This is a genomic window from Mycobacterium sp. NPDC003449, assembly GCF_053588415.1.
In genome coordinates this window covers 1-21,487 of the sequence record NZ_JBSFPX010000131.1, presented here as the reverse complement: position 1 = coordinate 21,487, position 21,487 = coordinate 1, and the positions used below count along the sequence as shown (strand labels likewise).

Below are 21,487 nucleotides of genomic sequence, written 5' to 3'. Positions count from 1 at the left end.
TTCTCCCCCAACACCCAAACCGCGAGAAGCCTATGAGTGAAGAGAGGGCACTCGTGCCCTCGGCCCCCCCCCCCCCCCCTCCCCCGCGGCCCCGCCCCCCCCCCCCCCCCACGGCGGCATGGGCGGCCGCCTTGGCGGCGGGCGCCACCGCGTCCTCGAGGTCGAGGACCACGGCGTCGGCCCCCGACGCCGCCGCCCTGGCGAACCGCTGCGGGCGGTCGCCGGGGACGTAGAGATAGCTGCGGCCCGGCTTCAGCCCGGATTCAGCCATGGCTGGTGGGCCGCGAAAGATACTGCCCGGCAGGCTCGCCGACGACCGCGCCGTCGCGCAGCACCTGATTGCCGCGCAGGAACGTGTCGGTGACCTTCGCGGTCATGTCGAAACCCTCGAACGGCGTGTACTCCTGGGTGGATTCGGAGTCCGCCGCCCGCACGGTCCACGACGTGTGCGGATCGACCAGCGCGATGTCGGCGTCGTAGCCGGGCGCCAGCGCCCCTTTGCTGCGCAGCCCGAACCTGCGCGCGGGGTTGGCCGACACCAGCTCGGCGACCCGGCGCAGTGACAGTCCGCGTTTGGTGCCCTCGGTGACCAGGCCGGCGAGCAGGTACTCGGTGCCACCGAAACCGGACTTGGCGACGAAGACGTCGTCGCGGTCGTCGCCGAACTTCATCTCGTCCTTACAGCACGCGTGATCGGAGACCACCCAGTCGATCTTCCCGTCCAGCAGATAGGACCACAGCGCCTCGACATCCTCGCGGGGACGGATCGGCGGGTTCACCTTCGCGCCGTTGCCGCCGGCCGTGTGAATGTCGGCCAGCAGATGCCCGATGGTCACCTCACGCCGGAAGTCGATGTGCGGGAACGCCTCCGCCATCCGCAGGGCGGCGTCGACCGCCTTCTGCGAGCTCAGGTGCAGCAGGTTGATGGTCGGCAGGCCGGTCTCGTGGGCCAGGTAGGCGGCGATGCCGATGGCCAGTCCCTCGGAGTGCGGCGGCCGGCTCGCATGGTAGGCCTCCAGCCCCGACAGCTCACCGGCGTCCTCGACCAGCTTGGTGTAGGCCGCCATGATCTCGGCCGTCTCGCAGTGCAGCGACAGCGAGATCTCATCCGCGATGTCCGGGAATTGTTCACGGGCACGCTGGATTCCGCGCATGACGAACTCGAAATGCGCGTAATCGTAGCGTTCCCCCTCCGGGGTCATCAGGAAGGAGTTCTGGTCGGCGGACCGGCCGTGCAGACCGTGGCTGCCGTAGAACATGAACACCTTGAACGACGAGACGCCATGCTTGCCGACCAGGTCGGGGATCTCCTCGATGTGCCGGTTCATCATCGGGGCCAGGTGGAACGCATAGTCGACATGTGCTTTTCCCTGGACCGCGCCGAGTACCTCGGGGAAGAAGTCGGCGTAGTCCCCGCCCTTGTTGAGGTAGTACTGTCCGGTGCGCATGTAGGTGATGCCGGTGGTGACCCCGCCCTGCGCACAGGCCCGGCTCTCGGTGACCGCGTCCTCGGCGAGCGGGTTGTATATCCCCCAGTGTTGGTGGGCGTCAACGACTCCGGGGAAGGCCAGCCGGCCGCCGCCGTCGACCACGCGGGCACCGTCGGCCGCATCGATATCCGGGGCGACCCGGACGATGCGGCCGTCGCCGATCTCGATGTCGGCGCTGACGGGTTCGTCGCTGTCGGGGGTGACGGCTCGGACGTTCTTCAGCAGCAGGTCCATGGATTCGCCTTTCTGGTGTGGAATCAAACGGGTTACGGTGTGGGTACCGATGCGGGGGCGAACAGCGCCATCAGCGCGCCCACCGATGTCAGCGAGCGCAGTCCGCGCAGGCCGGCATCGATGGCCCGGACCCGCTCGTCGGGCAGCTCGCCTGCGGCGTTCTCACCGAACTTGACCGCCAGTTCGTCGTCGGTGAGCGGACGCTGCGGCCCACCGCGGTTTACCAGCACATCGACGGTGTGGACGGTGCCATCGTCGAGTTCGGCGGTGACCACGGCCGGGAACTGGTGCGGGAAGATGCGTTCACAGCGTTCGTCGACCACGACGTCCACCCGGCCCATCAGCTCGCGCCGTTGCGGGTCGCGGGCGAGGTCGTCGGTGTAATCGGCGAGCCCGACCCCGAGCCCCGAACCCCCCAGCAATCCGGCGACCAGTGCGTAGGGTCCGCTGAACTGGGCCTGGTACCCGGTCTGCGGTGCGCGTTTGACCTCGATCGGCTGCCCGATGGTGCGCAGCGGCGCCGAGGCGACACCGAGTCGCAGCCGCCGGATCTGCTGTGGTCGCACACCACGCGCGCGCAGCTCGATCCCCGCGTCGACCGCGGTGTGGGTGAAGTGGTTGGCCGGGTAAGGCTTGAAGAAGATGCCGGGCACCGACCATTCGGTTCCCAGCCCACCGGTGACCGCGTCCAGGTTCACCGCCGAACCGTGCAACCAGGATTCGAAGAACCCGAAGCGCCCCTCCAACACCGAGGGCGGGCCGGTGAAGCCGCGGCGCACCAGTTGGGCGGCCCCCACCGCGGATTCCGCGGCCCACCCGCAGTGCAGCCGCTTGACCGTGCCGCCGGTGCGGTTCGCCTCGATGATCCCCGACGCCCGGGAGGCGGCCAGGCCGAGCGCGTGCACCAGGTCCTCGTCACCGAGGCCGAACACCATCCCCGCGGCCACCGCCGCGCCCATCGCACCGCAGATCGAGGTGGCGTGCTGGCCATGTTCGAAGAACACCGAGTTGCCCAGATCCTGGTCGTAGCCGGCCATTCCGAGCCGCACGGCGACCTCGAGGCCAACCGCGACGGCCCGCACCAGCGCTTCCCCCGATGCGTCCGCGTCCTCGGCGGCGGCGAGCGCGGCGGGTACGACGCTCGCGCTCGGGTGCAGGATCGAAGGCAGGTGGGTGTCGTCGTAGTCCAGGGAGTGGGCCAGCACGCCGTTGACGAACGCCGCGGCCGGGGCCGGCAGTCGCCTGGCCTCGCCCACCGCATGCGCCCGCTCGGCGCCGCCTGCCTCGGCGGCATGCTCGATGGCGGCCCGGCTGGTCGGCAGCTGGCGGGCCGCCACGCAGAGCCCGAGGATGTCGGTGACCCGCTGCACCACACTGTGCCCGACGTCGTCGGGCACGCCGTCACGGGCCGCGGCCCCCGCGAACGCGGCGAGCCGCTGGGCCGCGGTGGGGTCATGGGAATCAGCCACGCGGGATCACCGCCAACGGGCGCACCGGGGAACCGGTGGCGCCGTAGAGGGCCAACGGCGAGAGGACGAACAGGAATTCGTACGCCCGGGCATCGGCGAGCGCCTCCAGGTCCATCGCCTCGATGAGGTAGATACCGTTCTCCACCAACAGGACCCGGTGGGCCGGGAGCAGGGCGTGGCCCGCGCCGGGGGCCAGGCGTTCGAACGCGATGGTGTCGGCCCCCGCCGCCCGCACCGCATGATCGGCGATCCACCGTGCGCCGCGTTCACCGACACCGGGGACACCCGACCGGGCACCGACATAGGCGGCGCCCTCGGCGAAGTGGCGGCCCCACCCGCTGCGCACCAGCACGACGTCACCGGCCGCGGGTCGGGTGCCCTGCGCGGCCACCGTCGCATCCAGGTCGTCGGGGGTGATCTCGTAACCCGGCTCGCATCCGTCCGGAACTCCCAGGGCGGCAGGGACATCCAGCAGAATTCCGCGGCACACCATCGGCTCGATGGTGTGCGCGCCGAGCTTGTCGTAGCGCCCGCCGACCAGTGCGTCGGCCACGTCCAGGCCACCGTGCAGCTTGCCATCGTGGGAGACGTGGGCCAGTGCGTCGATGTGGGTGCCGACGTGGGTGCCCATGGTGATCATGTCGTTGGCGGCCGATCCCCCGTCGGCGCGGACCATGTCCCCGTGCCGCCGGGGCAGGGCATGCCAGTACGCCGGGTGGTTGGGCGACTGCGGCATGCCGACGGTGAACCGGCGGCCGAGGTCGAATACCTCGACACCGGCGCCGATGGCGTCCAGTAGCGGCGAAGCGGTGGTGCGGGCGGAGTTGCCGGTCGTCACGTCGAGAATCCTTCGTTGTCTTGTGTTGGTAGCCATTCGGTTTCGCGGCGGGCGCTCATGCGACGACCCTCCTGCGGCGCAGCTCGGCGATGTGGCCGGCATCCAGGCCCAGCTCGTCGACGAGGATCGCGTCGGTGTCGGCACCGGGTGGCCGCCCGGTGAACCGGATCCGGCCGGGGGTCGCCGACATCCGCCACATCACGTCGTGCATCAACACCTCGCCCAGGTCGGCGTCGGGGACGGTGCGCAGCATCCCGGTGGCCCGCACATGCTCGTCCTCGGCGAGATCCCTGGCGTCGTAGACCGGTGCGACGGCCGCTCCGGCCGCGGTGAACTGCTCGACCACCTCGGCCCGGGTGCGTTTGGCGATCCAGTCGCCGACGTGTTTGTCGAGCAGGTCGGCGTGCAGCGCCCTGGTGTGGCCCGCGGTGAACCACGGTTCGCCGATCACCTCTGGATGCCCGACCAGGTGCATCACCTTCTCGGCGATCCGCTGGGCGCTGGTCGAAATCGCCACCCAGGAGCCGTCGACGGTCTGGTAGGTGTTGCGCGGCGCGTTGTTGGTCGACCGGTTGCCGTGCCGGACGCCGATGCTGCCGTTCTGCTGGTAGTAGGTGGCGCCCGGCCCGACGGCGGTCATGATCGGCAGCAGCAGGTTGGCGTCGATGACCTGCCCGGCGCCGCCGTTGCGGTCACGGGCCAGCAGCGCCATCGACACCGCCGAGGACGCCGCGATCCCGCAGATGCTGTCGGCCAGACCGAAGGCGGGCAGGGTGGGCGGGCCGGCCTGTTCACCGGTCAGGTGGGCGAACCCGCTCATCGCCTCGGCCAGGGTGCCGAACCCGGCCCGGGAGGCGTACGGGCCGTCCTGCCCGAAACCGGTGATGCGCACCATGATCAGGCCCGGATTGGCTTCGGTCAGCACGTCCGGGCCCAGCCCCCAGCGTTCCATGGTGCCAGGGCGGAAGTTCTCCACCACGACGTCCGCGGTGGCCGCCAGCGCCAGGAACGCGGCCGCGCCGTCGGGGTCGGACAAGCTGAGGCCGATGGTGCGCTTGTTGCGGGAGATCTCCTTCCACCACAGCGGCACACCGTCTTTGGACTCGCCGTGCCCGCGCATGCTGTCCCCCGCGGTCGGGTGCTCGATCTTGATCACCTCGGCGCCGAAGTCACCGAGGATCTGACAGGCCAGCGGGCCCGCCAGGATCGTCGAGGCGTCGACGACGCGGATCCCGGTCAGAGGTCCGTACTCCATGCTTCCCCTCCCTCGTGCACTGGTCGTTCTGCTGATACGAAGTTCTCCCGGCCGGTCACGAGAGCTGCTCCCGCAACACGTCACCCGGCACGCCCATCAGTGCCGGCCTGGGTGCACCGTCGTCGATCCCGGCCAACCGCAACCCGGCCCACAGGGTGGCCAGATTGCTGGACACCACCGGCATTCCCAGCTCACGTTCGAGTGCGGGCAGCCCGTCCAGCGTGCGCCAGTTGGTGCAACTGATCAGCACGGCATCGGCCCCGCTGGTGTCGGCTTCCCGCACCAGCCGCGCGCTGACCGCCGCACCGAGGCGCCCCTTGTCCAGGGTGCTCAGCAGGCCCAGGTCACGCCGCGCGATGACGCGAAAGCCGTTCTGTTCCAGATAGTTCACCGCACCGTCGGCGAGCGGTGCGATATACGGTGTGACCACCGCCAGCCTGGTGACGCCGAGCGCCCGCAGCGCGGCGACCACCGCGGTGGAGGTGGTGTAGGCGGGCACCCCGCTCGCCGAGCGGAGTTCGGCGCAGGTGTCGGCATCCACGTCCCGGCCGTTCAGGAAGCTGCCGGAGGTACAGGCGTAGGCCAGCGCCGCCGGGCCGAGCGAACCCAGTTCGGCCGCGGCCGCGGGCAGGCGCTCCCGCATCGCGAGGATGCTCGCGATCTTGTCCCGCTCGCGGCTCACCTCGGCGACCGGGACGCGGGTCGCATAGAACGCGACGGCATCCGGTGCGTGCGCGGCCAACTCCGGCTCGACGACCGAGTTGACCGACGGCACGATGAGACCGATCCGCGCGGTGTTGCCGTACACCAGCTCACCCGCCCTCGACGGTGAGCGGCACCCGAAACCCCTCGGCCATCTCGGCCATCAGCGGCTCCAGCCGGTAGGCGTGGGTGATCTCGCGGCCCAGCACCGGGTCGTGCAGCCGGAACGACCACCGCGGGCCGTAGGCGAGCCGCCCGTCCAGCGCCACGATGGTCCCGGCGTAGAGCACGAAGTTCGCCTCCGGCGGGTTCGCCCGCTCCCGCAGCGTCGCCAGCAGCTCCTTCGGGGACAGGAAGGTGCCGGTCGGGGTGCGCTGATACGGCGTGCCGTCCACCCAGGACTCCAGCACGCACCCGTCCCAGTGCTCGGCCACCTCCGAGAGCCGCCAGAGCCTGGGCGCCAACACATTCGGGCAGGTCTGCTTGCTGAAGACGATGCTGACCCGCTCCAGATCGCGGTCGGTGTGATCGGACCCCACCCCGACGTAGACATCGTCGTCGGTGTCCCCCGCGACGACCAGGACGATCTCGACCTCACCCGAGGTGCGTTCGCCGTGCACCTCGACGACCTCGGATGTGGTCAGCGCGTAGGGCGCGATCGGGTAGATCCGCGGAGCCGGGATGTCGAAGGCGATCCGGATACCCGCCGCGGCCACCTCCTCCTGATGGTCGACGGCGGTATGGGCGTCGCGGGTCGCCGAGCCCATGTTGTACATCCGGCTCACCTCGAAGGTCCGCTCTTCGGTGGTCCCGTCGAGCGATTCGACCACGGCGGTAAAGGAATGCGGCATCAGTCCGATCCCCCATCCGACGTTTCCTGCACCCACCCGTGGCCCTGCAGCATCTCGGCGAACGCGATCGTGGCCGCCTCCACCGTCGGCATCCCGCCGGGCAGGCCCGACAGCAGGATCGCCTCGAGCACCTCCTGTTCGGTGGCGCCGTGCTTCATGGCGTTACGCGAGGCCCATTCGACGCCCTCCCGATCCCCTTTGACCGCGGTGGTGATCCCGACCAGAACCAGAAACCGGGTCTTGAGATCGAGGTGGCGCGGCTCGGGGCCGAAGATCAGGTTGCCGGCCAGACCGTTGTAGGCGCGCAGGATCTCGGGATCCACCGAGGCCATCACCTCGTGCACCGGCAGGGTGAACCCGCGCCGGGCCCGCACCTCGTCAAGGGCTTCGCGGCCCGCCTCGTCGTACTTCCACTCGTAGGTCACCTTCGACATGTCGTCCTCTCAGATCTCGCGGGCAGCCAGTTCGGCTTCCCAGATGGCGTTGAACACCCGGCGCGGCGAGACCGCATCTCCGATCGAGCGGGCCTGCACCCCAGCCTGTTTGAGGCCGTAGTACAGCGCGTCCTGGGCCTTGCTCCCGGTCACCAGGACCACGGAGTCGACCGGCTCCCGCCGTTCGGTCTCACCGGTGTGCACATCGCGCAGCGTCACCACGTCCTCGTCGACCGCGGTGAGTTCCCGGTTGGGGGTGAACACCACGCCCGCGGTACGCAACCGCTTGTGCACCCACCCGATATCGCGGGTGGCCGACAACTCGGGGGATACCGAACTGAGCGTGGTGACCAGCTCGACCTGATGCCGGTTGGCCTGCAGGTGTTCGGCGACCACCACCGCCTGCCGGCTGCCGAGGTCGTCGAACACCATGACCTGCGGCCCGAGCCCGCTGTGGTCGGCCAGCGCCTCGGCCATCGTCACGACGTTGAACTGGTCGGCGCCGGGCAGGCCGTCGCCCGCCGCCCACCTGGCCGGGTGGTTCATCGACCAGCCGTGGCGCAGCGGCACCGAACCCGTCGCCACCACAACCGAATCGAACCCGCCTGCGACCAACGACTCCACCGACGCCTCGACCCCGAGCTCGACCTTGACCGGGGTGTTGCCCAGCTGCGTGATCAGCCAGCCGGTGATGCCGCCCCACTCGCGGTAGCTGTCCGCGGCCGCGATCCAGTTCACCTGTCCGCCAAGCCGGTCGGACTTCTCGAACAGCGTCACCTCGTGGCCGCGCTGGGTCAGGGTCAGCGCGGCGCGTAGCCCGCCCGGCCCGCCGCCGACCACCGCGACGTGCCGCGGGGTGGCCGCCGTCCGCAGGGTGCCGGTGCCCAGCTCGGCCTCCCGGCCGACGGCCGGGTTGTGGATGCAGGCCAGCGGCGCGCTCACGATCGAGGCCATGCAGTGATTGGCCCCGACGCACGGTCGGATATCGGACTCACGTTGTTCGAGCGCCTTGTTCGGCCACTCGGGGTCGGCGATCAGGGTGCGGGTCATCCCGACCATGTCGCACGCCCCGCCCGCCACCGCGTGTTCGGCCTTCTCCGGTGAGGTCATCCGGCCGACCACCACCACCGGCAGCTCCGGCACCGCCTGCTTGATCCGGCGGGTGGCCTCGATCTGGTAGCCCTGTTCGCGGGGCGTGGTCGGGTAGATCAGCATGCGGTTCTGGTAGGTCCCCTGCGTCACCGAGACGTAGTCGATCAGGCCGGTGTCGGCGATGGTGCGGGCGATGCGGGCCCAGTGTTCGGTGCGCAGCCCGTCCTCGACATCGCCGTCGTCACCGTTGATCCGGACCCCGACGATCAGATCGGCACCGACCTCGCGACGGGTGCGCTCGATGATGTCGAGCACGATCCGCAGCCGGTTCTCCTCCGATCCGCCGTAGGAGTCGGTGCGGTGGTTGGTGGCCGGTGACAGGAACTGGCCGAGCAGGTAGCCGTGGGCCAGGCCGTGCACCTCGACCCCGTCGAGCCCGCCCTCGGCGGCGTACCGCGCGGACAGGGTGTAGCCGTCCAGGATCGCGGCGATGTCGTCCTCGTCCATCACGTGCGGCATCTCGCGGTAGACCGTGCACGGCACGCTCGACGGCGCCCACACCGGCAGCCGGTTGACCACCCCGTTGGTCTCGCGGCCGCGGTGCCACGGCTGGGCCAGCAGCAGCGTGCCGTACTCGTGCACGGCCCGGCTCAGCTTCTGATAGTTCGGGACGACGGCCCGGTCGAAGGCGAAGATCTTCCCCTCGTACGGCTGCGTGGTGGGGTGGGTCGCCATCGCCTCCATCGTGATGACGCCGACCCCGCCCTTGGCCCGCTCCGCGTAGTAGGCGACGTGGCGGTCGGTGAAGTTGTGATCCTTGACCAGCTGGGTGCCGTGTGCGGTCATCCAGATCCGGTTGCGGGCCTGTTTCGGTCCGATCGTGATCGGTTCGAAGAGGTGGGCGTAGGGGTGGGTCATCAGGTGGCTGCTCCTGAGGTCGCGGGGGCTGCTCCGGCGGGCTGGGCCGGAAAGATGTTGGTGCCCTCGGGGATCCGCACGCACGCGGCGTGATGGTCGCCGAAGACGGGGTGCATGCCGGGCGGCCTGTCGTCGCAGTCCTCGCGGTGCAGCGGGCACCTCGGCGCGAACGGGCAGCCACGGGGCAGGTCGAGCGGGCTCGGCGTCTCACCCTCCAGGACGCGGCGCGCCCGGCGCGCACCCGGCGACACCGGCAGCGCCGCCGACAGCAGGGCCTGGGTGTAGGGGTGCTGCGGGTTGCCGAGGACCGCGTCGGCCGGGCCACGCTCGACGACGCTGCCCAGGTACATCACCGCGACCTCATCCGACATCGCGCCGACCGTCGCCAGGTCGTGGGAGATGAACAGGAAGGTGATGTCGCGCTCGGTCTGCAGCCGCCGCAGCAGCCGCAGCACACCGGTGCGCACCGACAGGTCGAGCGAGGAGGTCGGCTCGTCGAGCACCAGGAACTCGACGTCGGTGGCCAGCGCCCTGGCGATGCCGACCCGCTGGAGCTGGCCGCCGGACAGCTCGTGCGGGTAACGCTCCAGGTGGAACTCCTCCAGCCGGACCATCCGCATCAGCTCGGCCGCGCGCCGCCGCCGGCCCGCACCGTCCAGATCGGTGTGCAGCAGCAGCGGCTCCTCGACCAGCGAACGGATCCGCATCCGGGGGTTGAGCGACTCGTAGGGGTCCTGGAACACCATCGCGGCCCGCGCCCGATGCCGGCGCAACGGTTCGGCACCCATCGCCAGCAGGTCGCGCTCACCGTGGGCGACCGACCCGCCGGTGGGCTCGAGCAGGCGCAGCAGGCAGCGCCCGACCGTGCTCTTGCCCGAACCGCTCTCCCCCACCAGACCGAGCGTGCGGCCCCGCCCGATGACGACGTCGACGCCGTTGACGGCCCTGACCACGGCCCGCGATCCGCGCACCGGGAACGTCTTGACCAGTCCGCGCGCCTCGATGTGGCTGCTCATCGCTGCGGCCCTCCCGCCGTTACCGCGTGCTCGCGCTCGCCGTCGAGGAGTTCGGTCAGGCCCGGCGGGAAATGGCACAGCGCCCGGTGTCCGGGGTCGAGTTCGGCGAGCGGCACCGGCTCGGCGCACTCGTCGGCGGCGAACGGGCAGCGGGGCCGGTAGTGGCAGCCGGCGGGCAGGTCGAACAGGTCCGGCGGTTCGGCCGTGTCCGCATCGTCGGGCGCGTCGCCGTCCAGCGTCTGGGAGCTGGCCGCCACCAGCGCGCGGGTGTACGGATGGCGGGGGTCACCGAAAATCTGGGCGACCGAACCCCGTTCGACGATGCGGCCCGCGAACATCACCGCGACCCGGTCGCAGTAGTTCGCCACGACCCCCAGGTCGTGGGTGATGAGCAGGACGGCCGAACCGGTGTCGTCGACCTTGGCCCGGATCAGGTCGAGGATCTGGGCCTGGATGGTGAGGTCCAGCCCGGTCGTCGGCTCGTCGGCGATGATCAGCTTCGGCTCGTTGATCATGGCCAGCGCGATCAGCACCCGCTGCGCCATACCGCCGCTGAGCTGATGCGCGTAGGCCTTGGCCCGGCGCGCCGCGTCGGGGATGCCGACATCGCGCAGCGCCCGGATCGCGTTGGCCCTGGCGGCCCGCCGACCGACCTTGCGGTGCCGCCGGTTGGTGTTGGCGATCTGGCGGCCGATGGTGCGCAGCGGATCGAGTGCGCCGCGCGGATTCTGGACGATGACCGCGAGGTCGCGGCCCCGGATCCGGCGCCGTTGCCGCTCGGGCATGGCGATCAGATCGGCCCCGTCGAATTCGGCCGTCCCGCCGACGACGGCGGCCCGCGGGCCGAGCAGCCCCAGCACCGACCAGGCGGTCAGCGATTTGCCCGCGCCGGTTTCCCCGATCAGACCGACGATCTCGTGCCGCCTGACCGTCAGGTCGACGCCGTTGAGGGCGTGGGCGACCCCGGTCGGGGTGGTTATCCGCACGCACAGTCCGGTAACCGAGAGCAGAGGTGTCATAGCGCTCACTCCTTCCTCGGGTCGAGGTGGTCCTGGATGGCGTCGGCCAGCAGGTTGAAGCCGAGCACCAGCAGCATCAGCGCGAGCCCGGGGAAGACCGACGGCCACCACTCGCCGGAGGTGATGAACTGCGAACCGTGTCGGATCATCGCGCCCCATTCGGGAGTCGGCACCTGGATGCCGACGCCGACGAACGCCAGCGACGACACCACCATGACCGACCACGCCAGCCGCACGGAAGTCTGGATGATCAACGGCGGCAACGTGTTCGGCATGATGTGGCGCCACATGATGCGCCACGGCCGGTTCCCGGTCGCGCGCGCCGCCTCGACGTACATCGCTTCCCGCACCCGCAGCACCTGCCCCCGGGTCATCCGGATGAACACCGGGGTGTCCAGGACGGCGATGACGAGGATCACCGCGATGATCGACTTCTGCGAGGCCGCCACCACCGCCAGCGCCAGGATGATCGCCGGAAACGCCTGCAGCACGTCCATCACCCGCAGCAGCACCATCTCGAACCAGCCGCCGCGGTAGCCGGCGATCAGGCCGAGCCCGACACCGACGACCAGTGAGACCGCCACCGCGGTGACCGAGACCAGCAGATCGATCCGGATCGCGTGGATGGTCCGGGAGAACACGTCCATCCCGTTGCCGTCGGTGCCGAACCAGTGCGCACCGCCGGGCGGGGCCAGCACGTCGTTGCCGAACACCTGCAGCGGATCGGTCCGGCCCACAACGCCTGCCAGCGCACCGACCACGATGAACGCGATGACGATCGCGGTCCCGGTGAACGCGGCCGGGCTCGAGGTCAGGAACCGGCGCAGCCCGCGCCAGGCGGCGCGGGACGGGCCGGAATCCTCGTGGCCGGCGGGGGCTGCGGGTGGGGAGGTCACGGCTGCGGTCACTGGAGCTTCACCCTCGGGTCGACGGCGGCCACCAGCAGGTCGGCGACCAGGTACACGGCCGCGGTCAGGACCCCCATCACCAGGATGAACCCCTGGACCACGGCGAAATCGGCGTTGGTGATCGCCTCGAGGCCGAGCTGGCCGATGCCGCCCCAGGAGAAGATCAGCTCGGAGATCGCGGCCCCGCCCATGGCCAGACTGAACGTGATGCCGAAGAAGCCGATCAGGTCGGGCAGGGCGTTGCGCAGCGCCAGCCACACCACCCCCGGCTCCGATGACCCGCATGCCCGCGCGTACCGGACCGCGGGGCCCGCCAAGGTCTCCACCATCGCCGCCCTGGTCTGCTTGGCGATCGTCGCCCCGGTGATCAGGGCGATGGTCAGCACCGGAAGGGCGAGGTGGGCCAGCGCGGAGACCGCGGTGGCGAAGTAGCCGCTGACCGTGCTGTCCAGCACCAGCATGCCGGTGAGGTGCGGCGGCAGCGACAGCCCGCGGTCCACCCGGCCCAGCGGGGCCGGGGCCCAGCCCAGCACGGTGAAGAACAGCGCGATCATCAGCAGCGCGCCCCAGAAGATCGGGATCGACACCCCCGCCAACGTCACGACGCGCAACACCTGGTCGACCACGCCGCGCTGCCGGACCGCCGATACGACACCCACGATGACGCCGAACACGATCGCGCCCGCCATCCCGAACCCGATGAGCTCCAGGGTGATCGGCAGTTTCTCGGCCAGCTCCTCGGTGACCGGCCGGTTGGATTGCCATGAGGTGCCGAGATCACCGTGCACGGCATCGGTCAGCCAGGTCCAGTACTGCACGGGCAGCGACCGGTCCAGACCCATCTGCGCCTCGATGTCCTCGATCTGGGACTGGGTGGCGGTCGGGCCCGCGACCATCACCGCCGGGCTGGAGTCACCGAGCCGCACCAGCAGGAACGCCAGGATCGACACCCCGAACAACAGCGGGATCAACAACAGCAGCCGGTAGGCCAGGTAGCGGCCGAGTCCCTTGCCCACCACATCTGCCACCTTTCTCGGGAAATTCGACGCCGCACGTACCGAAAACCTCAGCGGTGCAGGTCGATCCACCGCTCGTGGTTGTCGGGATGCCAGACCCAGCCCTCGATGTCGGAGCCCATCGCCTCGTGCCCGCCGATCTCGGCGGTGTACAGCCAGGGCGCGTCGTCGAGTTGGATTCGCTGGGCCTGGTCGATCAGCTCGCAGCGTCGCGCCTCGTCGGTGATGACGTTGGCCTGCTTGATGAGTCGGGTGACCTCGGGGTTGTCGTAGGCGTTGCGGTCGGCGGAGCCGTCCGGGGTCGAGGTCAGCAGCATGCTGTAGCCCGGGTCGAGCACGATCGACTGTTCGTAGAAGGTGAAGAACGGGAGGTCGCGCCGGGTGATCGCGGCGCGCGCCTGCATATCGGCGTCCGGGATGCGCTGCAGGTTCACCCGGATGCCTGCCTTGGCCAGCCCGTCCTTGAGCTGAATCCCGAGCGGCTCCTCCCACCAGTTCAGCCCGGAGTACTCCATGGTGATATCGATCCCGTCGGGGTGGCCGGCCTCGGCGAGCAGCTGTTTGGCCCGGTCGGGATCGGTGCGGTAGGGCCACAGGTCGGGGTTGTAGCAGGGGATCGTCGACGGCAGCGGGCCCTTGCTCAGCTGCGCGCGACCGGCGAACACGTTGTCGAGGAGCTGTTCGTGCGGGGTGGCGTAGTTGATCGCCTGCCGCACCCGCTTGTCCTTGAACGGCTCGTAGTTCGGGTTCATCAGGCCGCGGGCCTGGAAATTGCCCGGCACCGACTGGACCTTGACCCCATCGGTCGCCTGCAGCTCGTTGAGCTGGGTGAAGGTGAGCTCCTCGATCCAGTCGACCGAACCGGCCTGCAGCAGCTGGACCCGGGTCGAGGAATCCGGAACCGCCCGGTAGACAACGGTCTTGAAGTAGGGCGCGGCGCGGTAGTAGTTCGGGTTGGCCTTGAAGACGGCCTCCGAACCGGCCGCCACCGAGTCGACGTAGTAGGGCCCGAACCCGGCGCTGTTGGTCTTGAGCCACTCCAGCGCCCACGGGTCCTGCGGGGTGGCATGTTTGCGCATCTCCGTCGAGTCGTAGATCGACGGTGTGTAGAGGGTCAGGCCGCGCAGCAGGATGGGGCTCGGGGCCGACAGGTTGAACCGCACCCGGTGCGGATCGACGACGTCGATGCCCGCCACGTTGGACACCTCACCGATGAAGGCACCGGTGCGGTCCTGGGCGATCGATTTGTCCCAGCTCCACTTGACGTCCTCGGCGGACAGCTCATTGCCCCACTGACTCTTGACGCCCTCCCGGAGTTTGAAGGTCACGCTGCGCTCGTCGTCGGCGACCTCCCAGGATTCGGCCAGCGCGGGCTCGATGACCTTGGCGTCGACCTCCTGTGCGCCGTCCTTGGCGTCCTTCACCCCGTAGGTCACCAGCGGCTCGTAGATCTGGGTGACGGTGTGCTGGGTACCCGGGGTGAGCACGTCGCCGTCGAAGCCGCCGGGAACGTTCACCGCGGCGATGATCAGCTCGTCGTCGGCGCCGCCCTCGGCCCGGCCACCGTCCGGGTTGGACACCGTGCACGCGGCCGCGATCAGCGTGACCGACAGCGCCGTGGCGATGGACCCGCAGAGCCCACGTCCCATGTATCGGCCTCCTGACGCTCGGCTTGTTCCGGTGAAAGAAACGACGTTCCTCTCACAAATACTCAACCGTGAGCGACCTCACTACGTCAAGGGTTGGGACCGGGTTTAATCCCGCGGTAACGCCGCGGCGCAGGCCAAACCGGCTCAGCGCGTGGTGACTCCGCCGTCCACGAAGAGCGTCTGACCGGTGACCATGCCCGCGGCCGGGGCAGCCAGGAACGCCACGGCGTGCGCGACATCGCCGACCGTGGCCATCCGCCCGAGCGGAATCGAGGCCAGCTTGTCGGCCAGGTACGCCGGATCCCGGCGCACCTCCTCGGTCATCGCGGTCGCCACGATGGTCGGTGCCACGGTGTTGACCCTGATGCCGTCGGCCGCCCACTCGGAGGCGAGCTGCCGGGACAGGTGCACCAGGCCCGCCTTGGAGGTCGAGTACGCGGTGTTGTGCGCGACCGCCACGGCCGCCGCGGTCGATGTCAGGCTCACCACGGAGGCCGCAGCGGACCGGCGCAGGGCCGGATACGCCGCCTGCATCATGCGGTAGGTCCCGGTGAGGTTGACCGCCATGACGCGGGCCCACTCCTGCGGCGTGGTCTCCGCCGCCGCCGAGCGGGCGTTGATCCCCGCGGCGTTCACCAGGATGTCCAGCCGGCCGTGCCGGTCGAGGACCTCGGCGATCACCCGGGCTGGCGCGCCCTCCTGGGTCACGTCGAGGGCATGCGCACCACCGGCGCCTGCCAGTCCCGCGACATCCCGGTCGGCCTCGGCGACCAGCGCACCGCGGCGCTCCAGCAGACGCGCGGTGGCCGCACCGATCCCGCCGCCGGCACCGGTGATCAGCGCGACGAGACCGTCGAGACGGATCGGATCGGTGGTCGGATCCGGGGGCATCAGGCCGACGCCTCGCAGGTCGGCGGCGTGATTCGATGGTTTCGATGCGACTTCAACATCCTCGCGTTCCGTTCAGAGGATCGACATTTCGCTGAACGGAAGATTAGGATCTGAGTCGACGGCTGTCAACGCCAGCTGCGCAGACGCTACGGAGACCAGGGGGATCAGGGATGACGCCCGTGCCGTCCACCGACACCGCCGCCGCCGGCCGCGGCGACCGCACCCTCGAAGGCGTCGAACGCGCCCTCGACGTGCTGATGCTGTTCACCCGGCCGGGCACCACGAGCCTTGGCATCTCCGAGATTTCACGCGAGCTCGGTCTGCCCAAAGCCGTGGTGCACCGCATCGTCACCACACTGTGCAGCCGCAACTTCGTCGAACTCGACCCGAGCACCCGCCGCTACGCCCTCGGACCGTCGTGGCTGGTCATGAGCAGCACCTACAGCCGCAACCTCGACGTCCGCGACCTCGCCCGCGACGCCCTGCGGCGGCTCAGCGGCCGCACCACCGAAACCAGCACGCTGTCGATCCGGCACGGCAACCACCGGGTCTACGTCGATCAGGTAACGCCGCCCCGCGAGGTGATCATGTCGGTCCAGGTGGGGGCGCAGTTCCCGCTGCACGCCGGCAGCTCGAGCAAGGCGTTTCTGGCCTTCCTGCCCCGCGAAGACCAGGACGACTACATCGAGAGCATCGACCTGGTGCAGCTGACCGGCCAGACCATCGTCGACCGGGCCGAACTGCTCGCCGAGTTGCAGGCGATCCGCGAACGGGGTTATGCGGTGTCGTTCGGCGAGCGGCAGGCCGGGGCCGGGGCCGTCGCGGCACCGCTGCTCGACTTCGAGGACAAGCCCGTCGCGGTGATCAGCGTCTGCGGCCCCGCCGAACGAATCCGGGGCCGGGTCGACGAACTCGCCGACGCGCTGCTGGCCGAGACGACGGCCCTGTCCGCCCGCCTCGGCCACATCGTTTCGCGGTGATGGACGCGACAGCGCACCCCACAGACCCGGGTGCGAGAATCTGCCCATGACTGCCGTACCGGACGACTTCATTGCCGGACTCGAAGGCGTCGTCGCCTTCACCACCGAGATCGCCGAACCCGACAAGGACGGTGGCGCACTGCGCTACCGCGGCGTGGACATCGAGGAGCTGGTGACCCGCCGGGTCACCTTCGGCGACGTGTGGGGGCTGCTGGTCGACAGCAGATTCGGCACCGGCCTGCCACCCGCCGAGCCGTTCCCGCTGCCGATCCACAGCGGTGATGTCCGCGTCGACGTGCAGGCCGGGCTCGCGATGCTGGCGCCGATCTGGGGCTACGCACCGATGCTCGACGTCGACGACTCGGTGGCGCGCGAACAGCTGGCGCGGGCCTCGGTGATGGCACTGTCCTACGTGGCGCAGTCCGCGCGGGGCATCTACCAGCCCGCGATCCCGCAGCGCACCATCGACGAATGCCCCACCGTCACAGCCCGATTCATGACCCGCTGGCAGGGTGAGCCGGATCCGCGGCACGTCGAGGCCATCGACGCCTACTGGGTGACCGCCGCCGAGCACGGCATGAACGCCTCGACCTTCACCGCCAGGGTGATCGCCTCCACCGGCGCCGACGTCGCCGCGGCCCTGTCCGGCGCGGTCGGCGCGATGAGCGGGCCGCTGCACGGCGGTGCGCCGGCCCGGGTGCTGCCGATGATCGAGGAGGTCGAGAAGTCCGGCGACGCGCGTGCCGTGGTCAAGGGCGTGCTGGACCGCGGCGACAAGCTGATGGGATTCGGCCACCGGGTGTACCGCGCCGAGGATCCGAGGGCCAAGGTGCTGCGCGCCACCGCGCAGCGGCTGGCCGCCCCCCGCTACGAGGTGGCCTCGGCGCTGGAACAGGCCGCGCTCGCCGAACTGCGCGAGCGGCGCCCGGACCGCGCCATCGAGACCAACGTCGAGTTCTGGGCCGCGGTGATCCTGGACTTCGCGCAGGTCCCGGCGACGATGATGCCCGCGATGTTCACCTGCGGACGCACCGCGGGCTGGTGCGCGCACATTCTCGAACAGAAGCGGCTGGGCAAACTGGTGCGGCCGTCGGCCATCTACGTGGGCCCCGACCCGCGCAGCGCCGAATCCGTCGAGGGATGGGACCGGATCTCGGCGCCGGCGTCATGACCGGTTGCGCCACCGTCGAGGTGTTCACGGCGGCGGCCCACGCATTCGCCCGGCTGGTCCGGGCCCTACCCGCGGAGTTGTTCGACGGACCGGGACTCGGCGAGTGGGATCTGCGGGCCCTGGTCGGGCACACGTCACGATCGCTGGTCACCGTCAGCAGCCATCTGCGCTCACCCGCCGAGTCGGCCGACCTGGCCGGCCCGGTCGAGTACTACGCCGCCATCCGGAGGTTGCTGTCCGACACGGCCGCCACCCTGGAGCGCGGCGTGCAGGCCGGCCGCGACCTCGGTGACGATCCCGCTGCGACGGTGGACCGGCTTGTGGCACAGGCACTTTCGGATATCGACGGTGCCGGCGACCCGTTGATCACGGTGATCGGCGGGCACGGCATGCGGCTGAGCGGCTACCTGCCGACCCGGATCTTCGAGCTGGCTGTACACAGCCTCGACATCGCGCGGGCCACCGGGGTGGCGGCCGCGCTGCCCGCCGAGGTGCTGGAGGCCGCCACGGTGCTGGCGGCGCGGATCGCGGTGGACCTCGGCGAAGGCGAGACGCTGCTCCTGGCGCTGACCGGGCGGGCCGCACTGCCCGCGCCGTTCTCGGTCTGCTGAGCCGCGGCTAAGGCGCGGCCGGCACCTCGTCGACCATCCGGGCGATCTGGATCAGGTTGCCGCAGGTGTCGTCGAACACGGCGGCGACGACGGGCCCCATCGCGGTGGGTTTCTGGGTGAACCGCACCCCGAGACCGCTCAGCCGCTCGTACTCGGCGTCGACGTCGTCGACGGCAAACGAGGTGAACGGGATACCGTCGGCGACGAGCGCCTCCTTGAACGGCTTCGCCGCCGGGTGGCCATCGGGTTCGAGTACCAGCTCGGTGCCGTCCGGGTCCTGCGGGGACACCACGGTGATCCACCTCGCCTCGCCCATCGGAATGTCGTACTTCGGCACGAAGCCCAGCACGTCGGTGTAGAACCGCAGCGCCTTCTCCTGGTCGTCGACGAGCACGCTCGTGAGGTTGATTCTCATGTCGGTCCCTCTCCGGTGTCAGCGGGCCTGTTGAGCCACCGCTCGACGATCGGCGCGAGCGGTGCGGTGTTGATGTGGTGGAACTTGTAACGACCCTCGCGCCTGGTCTCCACCAGGCCGGCAGCCGCGAGCACGTCGAGGTGCTGCGAGATGGCCTGCCGCGTCGAACCGAGCCCGTGGTTGGTCACCAGCCGGGCGCAGATCTCGAACAGGGTCTGCCCGTCGCGGTCGGCCAGCTCGTCGAGAATCGTCCGGCGGGTGGGATCGGCGAGGGCCTTGAACACGTCACCCACACCCGCGACGATAGGCAAGCAGAGACTTGCCTGTCAAGGGTCGTCATACCCGCGTGCTTGCATGGGTATGCCCTCCGATGAGATCCGCTCGCCAGGCGGGTCTGCATTGAGTCCGCCCAACCAACTCAGGAGCCCACAATGGCAATCGAAGTAACTCCCGCCGTGTCACCCATGCTCGTCGTCGACGATGCCGCCGCAGCCATCGATTTCTACGTGAAGGCCTTCGGCGCCGAGGAACTCGGCCGGGTCGCCGCACCCGACGGCAAGAAGATCTTTCACGCCGCGGTGCGCATCAACGGGGCAATGGTGATGCTCAACGACGACTTCCCCGAGTACGCCGACGGCAAGTCGTCGACTCCCAAGGCCCTCGGCGGCACGCCGGTGACCATCCATCTGACCGTCACCGACGTCGACGCCAAGTTCCAGCGGGCGGTCGACGCGGGCGCCGAGGTGACCATGCCCCTGGAGGACATGTTCTGGGGTGACCGCTACGGCGAGGTGCAGGACCCGTTCGGCCACCGCTGGTCACTCGGACAGCCGGTGCGCGAGGTGAGCCCGGAAGAGGTCGACAAGGCCGTCCGCGAGATGAGCTAACGCCGCAGGCCGGCGGTGAGCCGCTGGCGCATCGAGGGTTTGGGTGCGCCGGCGGCCGCCGCCAGCATGGCGTCCACGGTGGTGAACTTGTCGCGGGGCCGCTCGTCACCGCCGCGGGCGATCTCGGCGGCGTCGATCGCCTGCCAGCCCGCGGCGTCAACAACCGCGGGCTGGCGGCTTCGGATCAGCTTCTCCAGCGCGGCCGGCTTGTGCACCGGATCGGTCAGCGCGCCGGCGTTGTAGTCGTCGACCAGTTTGTGGACGGTCTCGGCCGCACACGACTTGTTGGTGCCGATGAACCCGGTGGGGCCGCGCTTGATCCAGCCGGCGACGTACGCGCCCGGCGCGCCACGCACCCGGCCGCCGTCGTTGGGCACCACACCGGCCGCGTCGTCGAACGGCAGATCGGCAATCGCCTTGCCACGGTATCCGATTGAGGTCAACACCAGCCCCGCGTCGACGGTGCGAACCTGATCGGTGCCGGTGACACCGAACTCGATGCCGGTCACCTCGTCCTGCCCCAGCACCCGCTGCGGGGTGAGGTGGTAGGCCAGCCGGATCCGCGGCCGGGTGATCGGCGCGGACGCATCACCCAATTTGGCCAGGATCTCCAGCTTGTTGCGGGTCAGCGGATCGGCCTCGTCGGCCAGATCGGCGATCACCCGCGCATGGTCGGCCGCGTCGAGCACCACGTCACAGGACGCGGTCAGGCCGATCAGCTCCGGCAGCGTGAACGCCGAGGACGCCGGTCCGCGCCTGGCCGCGATCACCACCTCCTGCACCGCGGAGGACCGCAGCGCCGCCAGCGCGTGATCGGAGATGTCGGTGCGCGCCAACGCATCCGGGTCGGTGGTGAGGATCCGGGCGACGTCGAAGGCGACGTTGCCGTTGCCGACGATGACCACCCGCTCGTGGCTCAGATCCACCGGCAGATCGGTGAACTCGGGATGCCCGTTGATCCAGGCCACCATCTCGGTGGCGGTTCCGGTGCCGGGAAGACCCATGCCGTCGATGTCGAGGCGGCGGTCATTGGGGGCGCCGACGGCGTAGATGACCGCATGGTGGCACTTCAGCAGATCGTCGTGCGCCAGGTGCTTGCCGACCTCGACGTTGAGGAAGAACCGCAACCCGCGGTGACGGGCGATCGTGTCGAACAGTCGCGTCACCCGCTTGGTGCTCTGATGATCTGGCGCAACCCCGGCACGCACCAGCCCGTACGGCGTCGGCAGCTTCTCGAACACGTTGACCCGCACGTCGCGCTGGGTGAGCAGTTCGTCGGCGGCATACATCGCGGCCGGGCCCGAGCCCACGACGGCGACCGTCAGCGTGCCGCTGCGTTCGATGCGGGGAGCCGCGATCACCGGCGCCAGCTTGGACGTCGGCGGCAGCTTGCCCTCGCGTTTCGGATAGAACGCCGCGTTGAGCTCGATGAACGGCAGCTGATTCTCCGTCAGCCGGGTGTCGGGCGCGATGGCGCCGACCGGGCACGCGCTCACGCACGCACCGCAGTCCACACAGGCCACCGGGTCGATGTAGAGCATCTCGGCGGTGGCGAAACCCGGTTCATCCGGCGACGGATGGATGCAGTTCACCGGGCACGCGTAGACACAGGACCCGTCGCTGCAACACGACTGGGTGATC

21 protein-coding genes and 1 pseudogene are annotated in these 21,487 nt (G+C 69.9%); 4 read left to right on the top strand and 18 right to left on the bottom strand.

Going from position 1 to position 21,487, the window contains the following annotated elements:
- Positions 1–109: 109 nt before the first annotated feature.
- The 15 genes and pseudogenes from ACWDTP_RS26640 to ACWDTP_RS26570 form a co-directional block, all read right to left on the bottom strand.
- Positions 110–271: pseudogene (locus tag ACWDTP_RS26640) on the bottom strand (aldolase/citrate lyase family protein); the annotation flags it as partial.
- Positions 264–1,724 carry a dihydroorotase gene (locus tag ACWDTP_RS26635; protein WP_450025387.1) on the bottom strand — a complete coding sequence of 487 codons (1,461 nt, stop codon included), beginning with the start codon at positions 1,722–1,724 and terminating at the stop codon, positions 264–266. The pseudogene ACWDTP_RS26640 and the gene ACWDTP_RS26635, both read right to left, overlap by 8 nt.
- Positions 1,725–1,756: 32 nt before the next feature.
- Complete coding sequence (locus tag ACWDTP_RS26630) at positions 1,757–3,193, bottom strand: MmgE/PrpD family protein (RefSeq protein WP_450025385.1); 1,437 nt, start codon at positions 3,191–3,193, stop codon at positions 1,757–1,759.
- Positions 3,186–4,031: a cyclase family protein gene (locus tag ACWDTP_RS26625; RefSeq protein ID WP_450025383.1), complete on the bottom strand. Its 846-nt coding sequence runs from the start codon at positions 4,029–4,031 to the stop codon at positions 3,186–3,188. The genes ACWDTP_RS26630 and ACWDTP_RS26625 overlap by 8 nt, the downstream gene beginning before the upstream one ends.
- 55 nt (positions 4,032–4,086) lie before the next feature.
- A complete protein-coding gene (locus ACWDTP_RS26620) occupies positions 4,087–5,286 on the bottom strand; it encodes a CaiB/BaiF CoA transferase family protein (protein ID WP_450025381.1) in 1,200 nt (399 codons plus the stop codon).
- Between the two features lie 55 nt (positions 5,287–5,341).
- On the bottom strand, positions 5,342–6,094 hold the full coding sequence (locus tag ACWDTP_RS26615) for a maleate cis-trans isomerase family protein (protein ID WP_450025379.1): 753 nt from the start codon (positions 6,092–6,094) through the stop codon (positions 5,342–5,344).
- Positions 6,095–6,098: 4 nt separating this feature from the next.
- A complete protein-coding gene (locus tag ACWDTP_RS26610; RefSeq protein WP_450025378.1) occupies positions 6,099–6,839 on the bottom strand; it encodes a DUF2848 family protein in 741 nt (246 codons plus the stop codon).
- A complete protein-coding gene (locus ACWDTP_RS26605; RefSeq protein WP_450025376.1) occupies positions 6,839–7,273 on the bottom strand; it encodes a carboxymuconolactone decarboxylase family protein in 435 nt (144 codons plus the stop codon). The genes ACWDTP_RS26610 and ACWDTP_RS26605 overlap by 1 nt, the downstream gene beginning before the upstream one ends.
- A 9-nt stretch (positions 7,274–7,282) precedes the next feature.
- Complete coding sequence (locus tag ACWDTP_RS26600; protein ID WP_450025374.1) at positions 7,283–9,283, bottom strand: FAD-dependent oxidoreductase; 2,001 nt, start codon at positions 9,281–9,283, stop codon at positions 7,283–7,285.
- Positions 9,283–10,299, bottom strand: a complete 1,017-nt coding sequence (locus ACWDTP_RS26595) for an ABC transporter ATP-binding protein (RefSeq protein WP_450025372.1) — start codon at positions 10,297–10,299, stop codon at positions 9,283–9,285. Before ACWDTP_RS26595 ends, ACWDTP_RS26600 begins: the two co-directional genes overlap by 1 nt.
- Complete coding sequence (locus ACWDTP_RS26590; RefSeq protein ID WP_450025370.1) at positions 10,296–11,318, bottom strand: ABC transporter ATP-binding protein; 1,023 nt, start codon at positions 11,316–11,318, stop codon at positions 10,296–10,298. Before ACWDTP_RS26590 ends, ACWDTP_RS26595 begins: the two co-directional genes overlap by 4 nt.
- Before the next feature lie 5 nt (positions 11,319–11,323).
- Positions 11,324–12,226 (bottom strand): ABC transporter permease, encoded by a 903-nt coding sequence (locus ACWDTP_RS26585; RefSeq protein ID WP_450025368.1) that lies wholly within the window; start codon positions 12,224–12,226, stop codon positions 11,324–11,326.
- A complete protein-coding gene (locus ACWDTP_RS26580; protein ID WP_450025367.1) occupies positions 12,223–13,245 on the bottom strand; it encodes an ABC transporter permease in 1,023 nt (340 codons plus the stop codon). The genes ACWDTP_RS26585 and ACWDTP_RS26580 overlap by 4 nt, the downstream gene beginning before the upstream one ends.
- 47 nt (positions 13,246–13,292) lie before the next feature.
- Positions 13,293–14,891, bottom strand: a complete 1,599-nt coding sequence (locus ACWDTP_RS26575; protein ID WP_450025365.1) for an ABC transporter substrate-binding protein — start codon at positions 14,889–14,891, stop codon at positions 13,293–13,295.
- Between the two features lie 144 nt (positions 14,892–15,035).
- Positions 15,036–15,782 carry an SDR family NAD(P)-dependent oxidoreductase gene (locus tag ACWDTP_RS26570; protein ID WP_450025364.1) on the bottom strand — a complete coding sequence of 249 codons (747 nt, stop codon included), beginning with the start codon at positions 15,780–15,782 and terminating at the stop codon, positions 15,036–15,038.
- A 170-nt stretch (positions 15,783–15,952) separates the two neighbouring features.
- Between ACWDTP_RS26570 and ACWDTP_RS26565 the strand changes: the two genes are divergently transcribed.
- Genes ACWDTP_RS26565 through ACWDTP_RS26555 form a run of 3 tightly spaced genes read left to right on the top strand, consistent with a single transcriptional unit; the run spans position 15,953 to position 18,544 of the window.
- Positions 15,953–16,762 (top strand): IclR family transcriptional regulator, encoded by an 810-nt coding sequence (locus ACWDTP_RS26565; RefSeq protein WP_450025362.1) that lies wholly within the window; start codon positions 15,953–15,955, stop codon positions 16,760–16,762.
- Between the two features lie 46 nt (positions 16,763–16,808).
- Positions 16,809–17,933 carry a citrate synthase 2 gene (locus ACWDTP_RS26560; protein WP_450025360.1) on the top strand — a complete coding sequence of 375 codons (1,125 nt, stop codon included), beginning with the start codon at positions 16,809–16,811 and terminating at the stop codon, positions 17,931–17,933.
- A complete protein-coding gene (locus ACWDTP_RS26555) occupies positions 17,930–18,544 on the top strand; it encodes a maleylpyruvate isomerase N-terminal domain-containing protein (RefSeq protein WP_450025359.1) in 615 nt (204 codons plus the stop codon). Before ACWDTP_RS26560 ends, ACWDTP_RS26555 begins: the two co-directional genes overlap by 4 nt.
- Before the next feature lie 7 nt (positions 18,545–18,551).
- Here ACWDTP_RS26555 and ACWDTP_RS26550 read toward each other — a convergent pair whose 3' ends face one another.
- Positions 18,552–18,959, bottom strand: a complete 408-nt coding sequence (locus ACWDTP_RS26550) for a VOC family protein (protein WP_450025357.1) — start codon at positions 18,957–18,959, stop codon at positions 18,552–18,554.
- Positions 18,956–19,252 (bottom strand): ArsR/SmtB family transcription factor, encoded by a 297-nt coding sequence (locus ACWDTP_RS26545; protein WP_450025355.1) that lies wholly within the window; start codon positions 19,250–19,252, stop codon positions 18,956–18,958. Before ACWDTP_RS26545 ends, ACWDTP_RS26550 begins: the two co-directional genes overlap by 4 nt.
- Before the next feature lie 138 nt (positions 19,253–19,390).
- Here ACWDTP_RS26545 and ACWDTP_RS26540 point away from each other — a divergent pair, with 138 nt between their 5' ends.
- The gene (locus tag ACWDTP_RS26540) at positions 19,391–19,846 is read left to right on the top strand and encodes a VOC family protein (RefSeq protein ID WP_450025353.1); all 456 of its coding nucleotides are present in this window, start codon (positions 19,391–19,393) and stop codon (positions 19,844–19,846) included.
- Here ACWDTP_RS26540 and ACWDTP_RS26535 read toward each other — a convergent pair.
- On the bottom strand, positions 19,843–21,486 hold the full coding sequence (locus ACWDTP_RS26535; RefSeq protein ID WP_450025351.1) for an FAD-dependent oxidoreductase: 1,644 nt from the start codon (positions 21,484–21,486) through the stop codon (positions 19,843–19,845). The two genes, ACWDTP_RS26540 and ACWDTP_RS26535, sit on opposite strands and share 4 nt — an antisense overlap.
- Position 21,487 lies beyond the last annotated feature (1 nt).

What these genes read in the sequence shown, in the direction of transcription:
- ACWDTP_RS26590 (WP_450025370.1), bottom strand. Translation starts at nt 11,318, where the DNA reads ATGACACCTCTGCTCTCGGTTACCGGACTGTGCGTGCGGATAACCACC.
- ACWDTP_RS26605 (WP_450025376.1), bottom strand. Translation starts at nt 7,273, where the DNA reads ATGTCGAAGGTGACCTACGAGTGGAAGTACGACGAGGCGGGCCGCGAA.
- ACWDTP_RS26540 (WP_450025353.1), top strand. Translation starts at nt 19,391, where the DNA reads ATGGCAATCGAAGTAACTCCCGCCGTGTCACCCATGCTCGTCGTCGAC.
- ACWDTP_RS26570 (WP_450025364.1), bottom strand. Translation starts at nt 15,782, where the DNA reads ATGCCCCCGGATCCGACCACCGATCCGATCCGTCTCGACGGTCTCGTC.
- ACWDTP_RS26600 (WP_450025374.1), bottom strand. Translation starts at nt 9,283, where the DNA reads ATGACCCACCCCTACGCCCACCTCTTCGAACCGATCACGATCGGACCG.
- ACWDTP_RS26595 (WP_450025372.1), bottom strand. Translation starts at nt 10,299, where the DNA reads ATGAGCAGCCACATCGAGGCGCGCGGACTGGTCAAGACGTTCCCGGTG.
- ACWDTP_RS26560 (WP_450025360.1), top strand. Translation starts at nt 16,809, where the DNA reads ATGACTGCCGTACCGGACGACTTCATTGCCGGACTCGAAGGCGTCGTC.
- ACWDTP_RS26550 (WP_450025357.1), bottom strand. Translation starts at nt 18,959, where the DNA reads ATGAGAATCAACCTCACGAGCGTGCTCGTCGACGACCAGGAGAAGGCG.
- ACWDTP_RS26575 (WP_450025365.1), bottom strand. Translation starts at nt 14,891, where the DNA reads ATGGGACGTGGGCTCTGCGGGTCCATCGCCACGGCGCTGTCGGTCACG.
- ACWDTP_RS26565 (WP_450025362.1), top strand. Translation starts at nt 15,953, where the DNA reads ATGACGCCCGTGCCGTCCACCGACACCGCCGCCGCCGGCCGCGGCGAC.
- ACWDTP_RS26555 (WP_450025359.1), top strand. Translation starts at nt 17,930, where the DNA reads ATGACCGGTTGCGCCACCGTCGAGGTGTTCACGGCGGCGGCCCACGCA.
- ACWDTP_RS26610 (WP_450025378.1), bottom strand. Translation starts at nt 6,839, where the DNA reads ATGCCGCATTCCTTTACCGCCGTGGTCGAATCGCTCGACGGGACCACC.
- ACWDTP_RS26620 (WP_450025381.1), bottom strand. Translation starts at nt 5,286, where the DNA reads ATGGAGTACGGACCTCTGACCGGGATCCGCGTCGTCGACGCCTCGACG.
- ACWDTP_RS26635 (WP_450025387.1), bottom strand. Translation starts at nt 1,724, where the DNA reads ATGGACCTGCTGCTGAAGAACGTCCGAGCCGTCACCCCCGACAGCGAC.